At 74.2% G+C, this 13146-nt stretch carries 11 protein-coding genes; 7 read left to right on the plus strand and 4 right to left on the minus strand.

Translation table 11 applies throughout. The features are described from left to right. Positions 1-46 precede the first annotated feature (46 nt). Positions 47-649, plus strand: coding sequence for a TetR/AcrR family transcriptional regulator (locus OIE69_RS23845; protein WP_018559808.1), 603 nt, complete (start codon positions 47-49; stop codon positions 647-649). 84 nt (positions 650-733) lie between these two features. Here OIE69_RS23845 and ppc read toward each other — a convergent pair whose 3' ends face one another. Then, a complete protein-coding gene (gene ppc, locus OIE69_RS23850) occupies positions 734-3463 on the minus strand; it encodes a phosphoenolpyruvate carboxylase (protein WP_326575427.1) in 2730 nt (909 codons plus the stop codon). Between the two features lie 139 nt (positions 3464-3602). Between ppc and OIE69_RS23855 the strand changes: the two genes are divergently transcribed. Next, positions 3603-4958, plus strand: a complete 1356-nt coding sequence (locus OIE69_RS23855; RefSeq protein WP_326575429.1) for a sensor histidine kinase — start codon at positions 3603-3605, stop codon at positions 4956-4958. Between the two features lie 1321 nt (positions 4959-6279). On the opposite strand, the gene OIE69_RS23860 is transcribed toward OIE69_RS23855, so the two are convergent. Continuing rightward, entirely contained in the window at positions 6280-6759 is a 480-nt protein-coding gene (locus OIE69_RS23860) for an SUKH-3 domain-containing protein (RefSeq protein ID WP_326575431.1), read from the minus strand. After that, positions 6756-7250, minus strand: a complete 495-nt coding sequence (locus OIE69_RS23865; RefSeq protein WP_326575433.1) for a YwqJ-related putative deaminase — start codon at positions 7248-7250, stop codon at positions 6756-6758. The genes OIE69_RS23860 and OIE69_RS23865 overlap by 4 nt, the downstream gene beginning before the upstream one ends. Positions 7251-7562: 312 nt before the next feature. Here OIE69_RS23865 and OIE69_RS23870 point away from each other — a divergent pair, with 312 nt between their 5' ends. The 4 genes from OIE69_RS23870 (at position 7563) to OIE69_RS23885 (ending at position 12583) form a co-directional block, all read left to right on the plus strand. Then, positions 7563-8138: a hypothetical protein gene (locus OIE69_RS23870; protein ID WP_326575435.1), complete on the plus strand. Its 576-nt coding sequence runs from the start codon at positions 7563-7565 to the stop codon at positions 8136-8138. A 77-nt stretch (positions 8139-8215) separates the two neighbouring features. Then, positions 8216-9202, plus strand: a complete 987-nt coding sequence (locus tag OIE69_RS23875; protein ID WP_326575437.1) for an HNH endonuclease — start codon at positions 8216-8218, stop codon at positions 9200-9202. 8 nt (positions 9203-9210) lie between these two features. Then, complete coding sequence (locus OIE69_RS23880) at positions 9211-11520, plus strand: SUKH-4 family immunity protein (RefSeq protein WP_326575439.1); 2310 nt, start codon at positions 9211-9213, stop codon at positions 11518-11520. 100 nt (positions 11521-11620) lie between these two features. Next, a complete protein-coding gene (locus OIE69_RS23885; protein ID WP_326575441.1) occupies positions 11621-12583 on the plus strand; it encodes a DivIVA domain-containing protein in 963 nt (320 codons plus the stop codon). Here the strand turns inward: OIE69_RS23885 and OIE69_RS23890 are convergent. Next, positions 12568-12828 (minus strand): Uma2 family endonuclease, encoded by a 261-nt coding sequence (locus OIE69_RS23890; RefSeq protein WP_326575443.1) that lies wholly within the window; start codon positions 12826-12828, stop codon positions 12568-12570. The genes OIE69_RS23885 and OIE69_RS23890 overlap by 16 nt on opposite strands. A 78-nt stretch (positions 12829-12906) precedes the next feature. Between OIE69_RS23890 and OIE69_RS23895 the strand changes: the two genes are divergently transcribed. After that, on the plus strand, positions 12907-13137 hold the full coding sequence (locus OIE69_RS23895; RefSeq protein WP_326575445.1) for a hypothetical protein: 231 nt from the start codon (positions 12907-12909) through the stop codon (positions 13135-13137). Positions 13138-13146: the final 9 nt, after the last annotated feature.

A 13146-nucleotide genomic window follows, 5' to 3' on the forward strand; every position in this document is an offset into this window, starting at 1 on the left:
CAGGGGCAGCGAGGGTGCGCCGTCGCGGCGTACCCGGCGGGTCCGCATGACGGGCAAGGAGCGCCGCGAGCAACTCCTCGACGTGGGGCGCACGCTCTTCGCCGAACGCGGTTTCGAGGGCACCTCCGTCGAGGAGATCGCGCACAAGGCGGGTGTGTCCAAGCCCGTGGTGTACGAGCACTTCGGCGGCAAGGAAGGCCTCTACGCCGTCGTCGTGGACCGCGAGATGCGGTGCCTGCTGGACATGGTCACCGGTGCCCTCACCGGTGGCCATCCGCGCGAACTGCTGGAACAGGCCGCCTTCGCACTGCTGGACTACATCGAGCAGTACACCGACGGCTTCCGGATCCTCGTACGGGACTCGCCGGTCGCCCAGTCGACCGGCACCTTCGCCTCGCTGATCAGCGACATCGCCACCCAGGTGGAGGACATCCTGGGCATGGAGTTCAAGCAGCGCGGCTTCGACGCCAAGCTCGCCCCGCTCTACGCGCAGGCGCTGGTCGGGATGGTCGCGCTCACCGGGCAGTGGTGGCTCGACGCCCAGAAGCCCAAGAAGGCGGAGGTCGCCGCCCACCTGGTGAACCTCTCCTGGAACGGGCTCTCCGGCCTCGAGCCCAGGCCCCGGCTGATCGGCCACCGCAAGAACTGACCCCGCCCCCCGCTCCGCGCGCACACGACGAGGGCGGCGCCTCCCCGCGGGGAGGCACCGCCCTCGTCGTGTGCGCGGCAGGGGTCAGCCGGTGTTGCGCAGGCCCGCCGCCACGCCGTTGACCGTCAGCAGCAGCGCGCGGGCGAGCAGCGGATCGGGCTCCTCGCCGCGGGCGGCCGCCTCGCGCTGCCGGTGCAGCAGCGCCACCTGCAGGTACGAGATCGGGTCCAGGTAGGCGTCCCGGATCCGGAAGGTCTGCTGGAGCACCGGCTGCGCGTCCAGCAGCTCCGCCTCACCGGTGATCCGCAGCACCTCGGCGACCGTCAGCTCGTGCTCGGCCTTGATGGCGTCGAACACGTGCCTGAGCTCGTCGGGCACCAGGGTGCCGACGTAGTGCCCGGCGATCCGCAGGTCCGTCTTGGCCAGCGTCATCTCGACGTTGGACAGGAAGTTCCGGAAGAAGTGCCACTGCTCGTACGCCTCGGCGATGTCGGCCTCCCGGCCCGCCTCGCGGGCGGCCCTCAGGCCCGAGCCGACGCCGAACCAGCCCGGCACGATCTGCCGCGACTGCGTCCAGCCGAACACCCACGGGATGGCCCGCAGCCCGTCCAGGCCCGCCCCGCTGTCCGGGCGGCGCGAGGGGCGCGAGCCCAGGTGCAGCTCGGCCAACTGGTCGACCGGGGTGGAGGCGAAGAAGTACGCCGGCAGGTCCGGGTCCTCCACCAGCCGCCGGTACGCGCCGTGCGCGGCGTCGGAGACCACGTCCATCGCCGCGTCCCAGCGCGACAGCGCCTCCTCGGACTGGCGGGGCGCGGTGTGCAGCGCCGAGGCCTGCAGCGTGGCCGCGACCGTCAGTTCCAGGTTCTCCCTCGCCAGGGACGGGATCAGGTACTTGTCGGAGATGACCTCGCCCTGCTCGGTCACCTTGATCTCGCCCTCCAGCGTGCCCCAGGGCTGCGCCAGGATCGCGTCGTGCGTCGGGCCGCCGCCCCGGCCGACGGTGCCGCCGCGGCCGTGGAAGAGCCGCAGCCGCACCCCGTGCCGGTGCGCCACGTCGCGCAGCCGCCGCTGGGCCCGGTGGATCTCCCACTGCGAGGTGGTGATGCCGCCGAACTTGGACGAGTCGCTGTAGCCGAGCATGACCTCCTGCACGTCGCCGCGGAGCGAGACGAGCTTGCGGTAGGAGGGGTCGGAGAGCATCTCGTCGAGCAGCCGGTCGGCGACCTTCAGCTCGTCGGTGGTCTCCAGCAGCGGCACGATGCCGATCTTGGCGACCCCCGCGTGGAGGTCGACCAGCCCGGCCTCACGGGCCAGCACCGCCGCCGCGAAGACGTCGTCGGAACCCAGGCACATCGAGATGATGTACGACTCGACGACCTCCGGCCCGAACCGCTTGAAGGCCTCCCGCACCGTGTCGAAGACGCCCAGCGTCTTCGCCCCCGCCGCGTCCAGCGGAGCCGGGGACGGCGCCAGCGGACGCCGCGAGCGCAACTCCTTGGCGAGCAGCCTGCGCCGGTAGTCCCGCGGCATGTCGGCGTACCGCCAGGACTCCTCGCCGAGCCGGTCGAAGAGCTGACCGAGGGCGTGGTGGTGGGCGTCGGCGTGCTCACGGACGTCCATCGTGGCGAGCTGCAGGCCGAAGGCGGAGAGCGTGCGGATGGTGCGGTCCAGCCGGCCGTCGGCGATCAGCTCGCCGCGGTTGGCGCGCAGCGAGTCCTGCAGCAGACGCAGATCGGCCAGGAGGCCGCCGGTGCCCAGGTAGTCCCGGCCGGGCACGTGCGGCGTGCCGCCGGCCAGCCGGTCCCGGGTGTTGAGCAGCTTCTGCCGGATGCAGGTGGCCTTGAGGCGGTAGGGCTCCTCCGCGTTCAGCCGCTTGTAGCGGGGGCTGATCTCCGGCAGGCGCTGCAGGTCCTGTTCCAGGTCGGCCAGCAGCTCGGGCGAGGCGCCGGAGTTGCGGATCGAGTTGGACAACGCCGCGCGCAGGTCGTCGACCAGCTCCAGGGCGTCGGTGATGCCGTGCTCGTGCTGCAGGATCAGCACGTCCCAGGTGACCTGCGGGGTCACATTGGGGTTGCCGTCCCGGTCGCCGCCGATCCACGTGCCGAAGGTCAGCGGACGGGTCTCCGCGGGCAGCGGCACACCGACCCGCTCCAGCTCGACCGCCAGGTCCTCCAGCACGTCGCCGACCGCCCCGGCGTGCAGTTCGTCCAGGTAGTAGATGGCGTTGCGCGCCTCGTCGGCGGGCTCCGGACGTACGACCCGCAGTTCGTCGGTCTGCCAGAGCAGGTCGATGTTCTCGGCCAGCCGCAGGTCGCCGCGGCGGCGGTCCTCGCCCGCCGCGGCGGACTCGTCCAGCAGCGCGGCGATCACCCGCAGCTTGTTCAGCACGCTGCGGCGGGCCGCCTCGGTCGGGTGGGCGGTGAAGACCGGACGCACGTTGAGGTTGCGCACCGTCTGGCGCAGGTGCTCGGGGTCGGCGTCCTTGAGCAGGTCGGCCGTACGGGCCAGCAGCCCGCCGTCGATTGCCCGGCGGGACCGCAGCTCACGGCCGCGGTGCACCTGCTCGGTGACGTTCGCGAGATGGAAGTACGTGGAGAACGCCCGTACCAGCTTGGCCGCGGTCTCCAGATCGGTCTCGCCGAGCAGGGCGGCGGCGGCCTCGCCGTCGCTGCGGGTCAGCGCCCGCACCCTCTCGACCAGATCGAGGAGTTCCGGGCCCTCCTGCCGTACGAGCGTCCCGCCGAGGAGGTCTCCCAGGCGGCGGATGTCCGCGCGGAGGGGGGCGCTGCCGGTGGTGTTGTCGGCGCTGCTCACAGGTGCGGCTCCTAGTGCAGTGGAATGGTCGGCGGCATTGTCCGGACCGCGCTGTCCGACGGCACAAGGATAGATCCGGGCCGCTCCCCGGACCGGGGCTGACCGCCAGGCGGACACCGTCGCGTCTAGGCTGGTCCGTATGAGTACGACGGGGGAGTACGTACCGGACGGGGCCGGCGGACGAAGCCGGGGGGCCGCCGGGCCGTGGTGGTGGCCCAGACGGCGCAGCATGGTGCTCGACGTCTCCCTGGCCTTCGTCTCGGCCGTGGAATGCCTCCTGGAGGGCGCGGCCTTCGCGGAGAAGACCGGGATATCCCCTGTCGTCACAGGTCTGTTCGGTCTCCTGGTCGGCTCGGTGCTGGTGCTCCGCAGGCGCTGGCCGGTCCTCGTCGTCCTGGTCTCCATCGCCGTCACGCCCGCCCAGATGGGCATCCTGCTCAGCATCGTCGGCCTCTACACCCTGGCCGCCTCCGACGTGCCGCGGCGGATCATCGCGGTGCTGTCGGGGATGACCATGCTCGGCATGCTGATCGTCACCTTCCTGGAGATGCACGGTGACCTCGGCGGCGCGGCGTACCACGCGCCGCTGGCCGTGGTCGCCCTCACCTCCGTGCTCGCGGCGGTCGGCGTCACCGCGCCGCCGGTGCTCCTCGGCCTGTACGTCGGCGCCCGGCGCCGGCTGGTGGAGAGCCTGCGGGAACGGGCGGACGGCCTGGAGCGGGAGCTGTCGCTGCTCGCCGAGACGGCGACGAGCTCCGCGGAGCGCGCCCGCATGGAGGAGCGCACCCGCATCGCGCGCGAGATGCACGACGTCGTCGCGCACCGGGTGAGCCTGATGGTCGTGCACGCGGCGGCCCTCCAGGCGATCGCCGTCAAGGACCCCGAGAAGGCCTCGGCGAGCGCGCAGCTCCTCGGGGACATGGGGCGCCAGGCGCTCAACGAACTGCGCGAGATGCTGGGCGTCCTGCGGGCGGAGCCCGCGACGGCGGCGCGGGCGGCGGCGCCTGCGGCGTCCGTGTCGGCGGCGTCGGTGGTTCGTGTGGCGGCCGCCGCGGAAACGATTGCGCCCGCGGCGCCGGTCGCGGCGGCCGAGGCGGAGGAGGACGAGCAGGGGCCGTGCCTGGCCGAGCTCAGGGGGCTGCTCGACGAGTCGCGGGCCGCCGGGATGGACGTCGAGCTCACGGTCGAGGGGGAGGAGCGTCCGCTGGCGGCGCGGGTCGAGGCCACGGTCTACCGCGTCGTGCAGGAGGCGCTCACCAACGTGCACAAGCACGCGCCCGGTGCGCGGGCCCGCATCCGTCTTGCCTACCGCGAGGCGGAGGTCGCGGTCCTGGTGCAGAACGGGCCCTCCGACGGTGCGCCCGCGCTGGTGCTGCCCAGCGGGGGCAACGGGCTGGTCGGCATGAAGGAGCGCGTCACCGCGCTGGGCGGGGGGTTCGCCGCCGGCACGACGCACGAGGGCGGGTTCCGCGTCTCCGCAATGCTTCCCGCGTAGCGGTACGGCCCGGGGTCGTCGTGGTTGCGGTTCGTTGTTGTGTGCGGGTTGTTTGCGCCTGCGGGCGGCTGCGCCGGGCTGCCGGGTTGTCGTGTGCGGGTTGTTTGCGCCTGCGGGCGGCTGCGCCGGGCTGCCCGGTTGTCGTGTGCGGGTCGTCTGCGCCTGCGGCGGGCTGTCCCCCGCCCTCCCTCCCGATTGCCCGGCGCGGTCAGTGACCGCCTCGCAGGGTTCGTGGTGGGCCGGGTGCGGGGCCTCCGGGGCTGCACGTCCTGGACTGGGTTATTTACGTGCATGGCGGGCGGTCCATGTCCGAGCCCCGGATGCCGCACACAAATATCCCGCAGCGTCCAGAACATCCACCCCTCCGACCCCGCCCCCTCCGAATCGTGGGGCGACTGACGGCCGGTGGGGGGGGGTGATGGGGGGGGGCGCCCCTACCCGCACGGTTGGGAGCTGCCCTCAGCAGGGGTCCTCTGGCCGCAGGCCGAGCAGGGGTGCACGCACCCGTGGTCGGGGGTGGCACCTCCCACGGGACGGCTTACGCACCTCACCCGCGGGTGCTCGCAGGGCTTGCCTATGTCACGGCGACGCCGAAGGCCGCCAGGCGGCAGATCACGACGAGCGCCGATGTGGGGACGACCCCTGACCTCCGGCGGGCGGCCGACTCGCAACCAGGTTCAGCCTTGGAACCACACCGACCGCACCGCATCAGGCCGCCCCTGGCCGAAGGCCGAAAAAGGGCAGGAACACGCACACAACAACAGGCCGCTCAGCAGAGCGATCAGCGCCCGCTCACCCTTCCGCCGGCGTCGGCCCGCGCGCCCCGAAAGCCCCTGTGGCCCACGGAGCGTCTGACGGCTGTGGGCGTTCAGTGAGGCAGGTGCGGCAACTCCGGACCGCGCTCTACCCCCTCCGGCCGTCAGTCGCCCCACGATTCGGAGGGGGTGGGGTCGGAGGGGTGGATGTTCTGGACGCTGCGGGATATTTGTGTGCGGCATCCGGGGCACAACAAGTACCGCCCGCCATGCACGTAAATAACCCAGTCCAGGACGTGCAGCCCCGGAGGCCCCGCCCCCGGCCCACCATGCACGCGCGAGGCGGTCACTGACCGCGCCGGGCAATCGGGCGGGAGGGCGGGGGATGCCCGCCGCAGGCGCAGACAACCCGCACACAACCACCCGGCAGCCCGGCGCAGCCGCCCGCAGGCGCAAACAACCCGCACACAACCACCCGGCAGCCCGGCGCAGCCGCCCGCAGGCGCAAACAACCCGCACACAACCAACCGGCCGCAAGGGGCACCGCAACCGCAGGGCGGGCGCGGTCAGGTCGTGAGGCGGTGGGGGCGCGCCCCCGTCGTGAGGGCGCCGAGGGCCGCGTCGATGGTCGGGCCCAGGTAGTAGTCGCCGGTGTGGTCGACGCAGTAGACGCGGCCTTCCGCGTCGATCGCGAGCTGCCCGTGGCCCGCGGACTCCTCCCCGAGAGGGGCGACCTCCGTGTCGAGCGCACGGCCCAGGTCGCCGAGCGTGCGCGCGAGGTGAAGGCCGTGGAGCGGGTCCACGTGGACCGCGCTGGGCGCGACGTGGCGGCCGGGGGCGGAGACGGCCGGCACGGTGAGGCCGCCGAACTCGGCCCAGGCCTCGACGGCGGCGGGGAAGACGCTGTGCCGGTGGCCGCCGGGGGAGACGTGGGCGCGGAGCGTGTCGGCCCAGACCTCGGCCTGCAGGATGTCCCAGCGGCCGGGCTGCCAGCCGACGGAGCGCAGGGCCGCGTCGACGCCGACGGGGAAGCGGGTCGAGTTCATTCGGCGCCGGCTCCCGGGTCGAAGGCGCGGACGCCGAAGTGCGCGAGCAGCGCCTGGCAGGAGCGGCAGGGCGGGGCGTAGGCGCCGTGGGCGGGGTCGCCGTCCTCGCGTATGCGGCGGGCGGTGAGCTTGGCGCCCTTGAGGGCCTTGCGGGCCTCGCCGGCCGTGAGCGGCTTGCGCGCCGCGCGCTTGCTGCGGGCGCCGTCGACGGTGGTCAGGTGGCGGGACAGCAGCACCGGCTCGGGACAGCGCCCCGTGAAGCGCTCACGCTGGGCGACGGGGAGGGTGTCGAGGACGTCCTGCACGAGCGGGTGGAGCGGGGGCGGCTGCTCGGCCTTGACACCGGTGCAGGTGAGGACCTCGTCCCTGACGGACAGCGCGGCGGCGACCGCCGGCAGGATCCCGTCGCGCCGGTGGCGCAGCACCGGTGGAGCGGGTGCTTCGTCGGCTCCCCAGTTGAGCCGCGGGTCCGCGGCGTCTCTCGTCAGCATCTTCGTACGGCCCTCCGATCCGTCCTCACGAGGAGGACGTCCCCCTATGTGCGTAAGACTGCCAAACGGACAAGGCGTTACGGAAGTCGGTTGTGAGGTGAGAGGTTTACTTTGTGCCGGATGTCACGGCACTGTGGGGAGATGCGTATCGCAGTCCGAGGTGCTGCCGCAGTGCTGCTCCTTGCGTTGGCCAGTGGTTGTACGGATAGTAGCGCCGGCTCGGACGGAAAGAGCGCCAAGCACGCCGAGAACGGTCGGGATTCGGCCGGTGCCTCCACGGCAGAGGCACAACAGGCCCTCACCGGGCCCCGGTTGAGGGCGGCGCTGATCACCTCCGCCGACGTGCCCGGCTATGTGGTGGCCGGTGGCGCCGGGACCGCCGTCGCGTCGGGCCCGGAGGCGTCGCTCACCGCGGACCGGCCCGCGTGCCGCCCGCTGTCCGACCCCGTGAGCAGCCGCCCTGCCCGGCCGCGCGGCGCGCAGGTGACGGCCGCCGTCACCACGCGCGGGGCGCTCGGCGGTGACGGGGAGCTGGACCTGCTGCTGCTCTCCGCGCACCCGACCGGCGAGGCGGGCGAGGTCGTCGGCGGGATCACCGCCGCCCTGGAGAAGTGCCGCTCCTTCGGGGCGACCGACGGCGAGGGACGCACCCGGCACTTCGCCGTCCGTCCCGCGAAGGCCCCCGCGGCCGGCGACGAGGCGGCCGCCTACGTGATGACCGACACCGGCGACGCCGCGAGGGGCACCGCCACGGTCACCGTCGTGCGCACCGGGAGCAGCACGGCCACCTATGTCACCGTCAAGCCCTCCGGGGACCCCGGGGGACCGCCCCTCGCCGTCGTGCGCGCCCAGCACGCAAAGCTCGCCGAGGCCGCCGTACACCCGTGACCTGAACCAGCGGAAGCGCCTGTTGCCACACCCCATAGGCTGTGCCCAACACCGGATCCAGCATGGGGGCATCGGCAATGACGACAGGTCGGCCCGGGCATCGGGCCGCGCCACCGAACGCGGCCTACGCCGGTCAGATCGTGCACTTCCCGGACCCGGTGCGGCGCACCCGCCACCCGCAGGGCGTACGCGTGGACGAGCGCGGCTTCCCCGACTTCTCGCCGTACGCGCGCGCGGCGGCCGAGATCGCCGAGCCGCCGGACGGCTTCGGCATCGACGAACTCCGGCTCACCGACTACGTGTCGGCCAACGCCGCGCTGCACGCCGCCGGTCACGAGCTGTGGGGCAGCCTGCCCCCCGTCGCCACGCCGCACGGGTGGACCTGGCACCACGTCGCCGGAAGCCGCCGTCTGGAACTGGTCCCCGCCGAGGTCAAGTCGTTGCTGCGGCACCACGGCGGCCTGGCCACCACCGCCTCCGCCGACCACGACAAGCGCGGCACCCGGCCGCTCCAGGAGACCCGGCCGGTCCACTTCGGCCTGCGCAAGGACGGGGTCGCGGTCACCGAGCAGCAGGTCCGGGACGTCGAGGAGGAGCTCGGCTACCGGCTGCCCGGCGCGTACCGCACCTTCCTCAAGGCGGCGGGCGGCAGCGCACCGCGCGGCGTCGCCCTGCTGCCCATGCTGGGACTCCTGATCGACCAGCCCTTCTTCACCGTGCGGGACGAGGCGTCGCCCAACGACCTCGTCTACGTCAACAAGTGCCTGCGGGACCACCTCACCAAGGACTACCTGGCGATCTCCTACGTCCAGGGCGGTGTGCTCGCCGTGAAGTCGCGCGGCGCCGACCTGGGTTCCATGTGGCTGTGCCCGTACGACGACGTGCGGGACACCGACGGCGCCTTCGGTTCCACCGAGGAACGGGCCGCCGGGCTGCTGCTGCCCTGCGGCGAGGACTTCGACGCCTTCCTGGCCGCGCTCGCCGGCGACCCGCCGGAGCTGGAGACGGTGGCGAACCTGATGGTGGACGGCGGCTTCGCCCGCGCCGTCCCGGTGGAGGGGTGAGGCAGGACATGGTCACGTTCGCGCAGGCGCAGGAGCGCGCCGAGCGGTGGATCAACGCCGACGTCCCCGCCTACCTCGCACGTGAGGTGCGGGTGCGGGAGTTCGACCGGGGCTTCGTGGTCTGGTCCGAGCCGAGGGACGGCGGGCCGACCTCGGACGACGGGGAGACCCGCATCGTCATCGCCCGGGACAGCGGCGAGGCCACGCTCTGGCCCGCGCTGCCGGTGGGCGAGATCGTCCGCCGCTGGGAGGAGACCTACGGCGCCGCGGCCGAGGCGGTCGCGGACGCCGTGCCGGAGCAGCCCCGGCGGATCGACCTTGAGGCGACGTCCTTCCTGCTGAGCCCGCCGCAGTGGCTGCAGGACGCCGCCGACCGGCTCGGCATCCCCGACCGCCGCGGCGCGTCGGAAGGGGCTCCCGGCGACACCCTCCCGACTCCGCCGCCCGCCCCGGCTCCCGTCACCACGCCCGGGCCGTCGACGCCCACCCAGCCGTACGTCCCGACCCCGACCCCGCCGATGCCGACGCCGTACGGCGGCGCGCCGACCCCGCCGCCCGCCGCGTGGCGGGACGCCAACGACAGCCACGGCGCGGGGGCCTCCGTGCCGCCGCCGGCGACCGTGTACGCGCCGCCGATCAGCGACTCGGACGACGCCCACACCCCGCTGCCGGTGACGAGCGCCGACGCCAGCACCGAGCGGCTGCCCGGCGTGCACGAGACGGGGACGCCGCTGCCGCAGCCCCGGGCGCAGGGCGGCTACGGCTACCCCGGCGCCGGTGCGGGCGCGCCGCCTCCGCCGCCGGCCCCCGGGCCCGGCGCCTACGGGTACCCGGGCGGCTCGGCCACGCCTCCGCCGCCGGGACCGCCGCCCTCGCCGTTCGGCGGCCCGGCTGTACCCCCGCCGCCCCCGGCGCCCGCGGTGGGCCGGCAGGGTCCGCCCCCGCCGCCGCCCGCGCCGACCACCCCCGCCCGGCCCGCCTCCGGGGACGTGCACCACGCCGCGACGATGCTCTCCCGCCCGGACGGCCCGCCCCCGCCACCCCCACCGCCGCCGGGCCCGGGCCGCGGCGCCGCCGACGTGGCCGCCGCCGAGACCTCGAAGGCCGGCCCGCCCGGCCCGCCCGCGCCCGCGCCCGGTCCGGGAGTGCCCGGCACCCCGGCCGCCGGGTACGTGCCGACGCAGCTCGTGCAGGCGCTCCCCGCGAACGACCGGCCCGGCCCGCCGGCACCGCCCCCGCCCCCGCCCGGCCCGGCGGTGGCGCAGCAGCCCGCGGCGTACGGCTACCCCCAGCCGCCGCAGCCGCAGGCCCAGGCCCAGCCGCCGACCGGGGTGCCCACGGTCGGCCCCGGCTACATGGCCGTGCTCCGCTACCGCGCGCAGGACGGCTCGGAGCAGCAGCTGATCCGCCGCTCCGCGCCCGGCACACCGCATCCGGAGTGGCAGATCCTGCACGAGCTGCGTGCCCTCGGCGTGCCTCCGCAGGCGGTGCTGGAGCTGCACACGGAGCTGGAGTCGTGCGACCTGCCGGGCGGTTACTGCGCCCGGATGATCCGTGAGACCTGGCCCCAGGTGCGGATCAGCAGCACCGCCCCGTACGGCAAGGACCACGCGAGCCGTCGCGCCGGCGTCCAGCACCTGCTGACCCACCTCGGCGAGCTGCACCAGGTGGCGAGCGCCCCGGCGCACGCCCACCCGCACCGGGTGCCGATGCCAGAGCCGCACCGGATCCAGCGGGTCCCCCCGGTCCCGCTGGACGCGATCGGGCACGAACTGGCGCAGTCCTTCGGGCCGCAGGGCGTGTTCCGCTTCGACCAGCGGGCGGTCGCCCGCCAGGGCGTGCCGGACCTCGTCGCGCAGACGCTCACCTGGTCCGGGCTGCCGGTGGACTTCGGCCCGTTCTTCTGGGCCCAGGCCCAGCCCGGGCGGCCGGTGCCGACCCTGGCGGAGCTGGCGGCCGAGCGGGGCGTGCAGCCGGCCCCGGACGCGGGTTCGTACCTGGTGATGGGCAATGACTTCGGCCGTCAGCTGTGCGTGCAGTACGGCACGGCGCACATCGTCGCGGTGCCGCTGGAGGCCGGGCCGGGCGGGACGGCGGCGGTACCGCAGTTCGCCAACACCAGCCTGCCGGAGTTCGTCCGCTGCCTGGCGCTGCTCGGGAAGATGTGGCGATGGCGGCTGGGCCTGACACCGGAGCAGGCGGGCCGCTGGACGGTCGACTTCCAGAACCAGCTGGCCGCGCTCGACCCGGCGGCGGTGGCCTCGCCCGAGCACTGGTGGCCGGTGCTCATCGAACAGATGTGGGACGGGATGCTCTAGGCCTGGCCCGGACCCCCGTCCGGTGTCACTCCGATCGGCCGGCGGGCCGGTCGGAGTGTCGCGATATGGGCAAATCCGGCAAATCCCCGAGAATGGGGGTATGAGTACGGCACACCCCCGCGGCGGCCACGGCTTCGCCACCGTCCGTGGTCGCGGGTACCGCACCGAACAGGTCGACCGCTTCCTGGAGGAGCTGTCCGAGGACCGCGACGCTGCCTGGGAGCGTGCCGCGCGGCTCACCGTCCTGGCCAACGAGATGACCGCGGAGTGCGCGGCGCTGCGCGACGTGGTCTCCACGCTCTCGCCGCCCACGTACGAATCCCTCGGCAAGGGCGCGCTGGACCTGCTGCGGCTGGTCGAGGAGGAGGCCACCTCCGTACGTGAGCAGGCCGAGGAGGAGGCCCGGCACGCGCACGACGCGGCCGAGGCCGCCCGCCGGACGCTCATGGACGAGGCGCGCGCGGCCGCCCACGCCCGCCGCGGCACCGCGGACGAGCAGGCCGAGGAGCTGCTGGAGCAGGCCCGCGCGGACGCCGGGCGCGCCCTCGGCGAGGCCCGCGAGGAGGCCGGGCTGCTGCGGGACGGGGCCGCCCGGGACCTCGACACCGCCCGCCTGGACAGCGAGCACACGCTCGCCGAACTGGAGAAGGAACACCGCGAGCGCTTCGACACCCAGGAGCACGAACTCGCCGAGGGCGAGGCCGGGGTGGACTCCCGGCTGGCCGAACTCACCTCCTACGCCGAGGCCATGGTGGACGACGCCCGCCGGGCGCTGGCGGAGACGGAGGAGGCCGCCCGGCGCCGCCAGGAGGAGGCCGACACCACCGCCGCGGAACTCCTCGCGCAGGCCCGGGTGCGGGAGGAGCGCATCCGTCTGGCCGCCGAACGCGAACTGCGCGAGCACGAGGTCCGCCGGGAGGAGATCCGCGAGCACCTCGCCCACGTCCGCGGCAGCCTCGCCGCCCTCACCGGCCGCGAGGTCCCCGGCGCCGAGGACGAACCGGACCCCGCCGCCCCCGACATGCCCTCCCCCTCACCCGGGGACGATCAGGAGCCGTCGTAGGCGCGGAACTCCCCGCTGTCCACGACCCAGGGCCCCACGGCGACGGCGTCCCCGAAGGCGTAGTCGTGGCGCGCCCGGTAACGGGGGCCGTCGTCGCCGGGTGACGGTCCCGGATCGGAGAGGACGGCCAGTGTTGTGTCGCGCGGGTCGATGATCAGGCAGAGCGGGATGCCCGTGGCGGGGTAGTCCCGGGTCTTCTCGCGGTAGTCGTTCTCCGGGTTGGACGTGGAGACGACCTCGGCCACCAGGGCGACGTCGGCGGGGTCGAGGAACCGGGGGTGTCGAGGGCCTGTTCGGCCACGACGACGAGGTCCGGACGGCGCATGCGCCCTATGGCGGGCGCCTCGATCTCCGGACCGCTGTGGGCCACGTGCCCGGCCCACTCCGGATCGTCGGCCATCTGCCGTTCGATCTGCCGTCGCAGCCGCAGGGTGATCAGCTCGTGCCGGTTCACCGGCGACGTGATCATCGTGATGACGCCCTCACCGACCTCCACGGCCCAGGTGTCCTCGCGCTCCATCAACTCCTCGGCGATGGCCCGCATGCGCGCGTAGGTCTTCGCA

This window comes from Actinacidiphila glaucinigra (genome assembly GCF_035918135.1).
Taxonomy (GTDB): Bacteria; Actinomycetota; Actinomycetes; order Streptomycetales; family Streptomycetaceae; genus Actinacidiphila; species Actinacidiphila glaucinigra.

Coding starts and splice junctions, on each gene's coding strand:
- OIE69_RS23845 (WP_018559808.1), top strand. CDS start 47: ATGACGGGCAAGGAGCGCCGCGAGCAACTCCTCGACGTGGGGCGCACG.
- OIE69_RS23855 (WP_326575429.1), top strand. CDS start 3,603: ATGAGTACGACGGGGGAGTACGTACCGGACGGGGCCGGCGGACGAAGC.
- OIE69_RS23860 (WP_326575431.1), bottom strand. CDS start 6,759: ATGAACTCGACCCGCTTCCCCGTCGGCGTCGACGCGGCCCTGCGCTCC.
- OIE69_RS23865 (WP_326575433.1), bottom strand. CDS start 7,250: ATGCTGACGAGAGACGCCGCGGACCCGCGGCTCAACTGGGGAGCCGAC.
- OIE69_RS23875 (WP_326575437.1), top strand. CDS start 8,216: ATGACGACAGGTCGGCCCGGGCATCGGGCCGCGCCACCGAACGCGGCC.
- OIE69_RS23880 (WP_326575439.1), top strand. CDS start 9,211: ATGGTCACGTTCGCGCAGGCGCAGGAGCGCGCCGAGCGGTGGATCAAC.
- OIE69_RS23885 (WP_326575441.1), top strand. CDS start 11,621: ATGAGTACGGCACACCCCCGCGGCGGCCACGGCTTCGCCACCGTCCGT.
- OIE69_RS23895 (WP_326575445.1), top strand. CDS start 12,907: ATGCGCCCTATGGCGGGCGCCTCGATCTCCGGACCGCTGTGGGCCACG.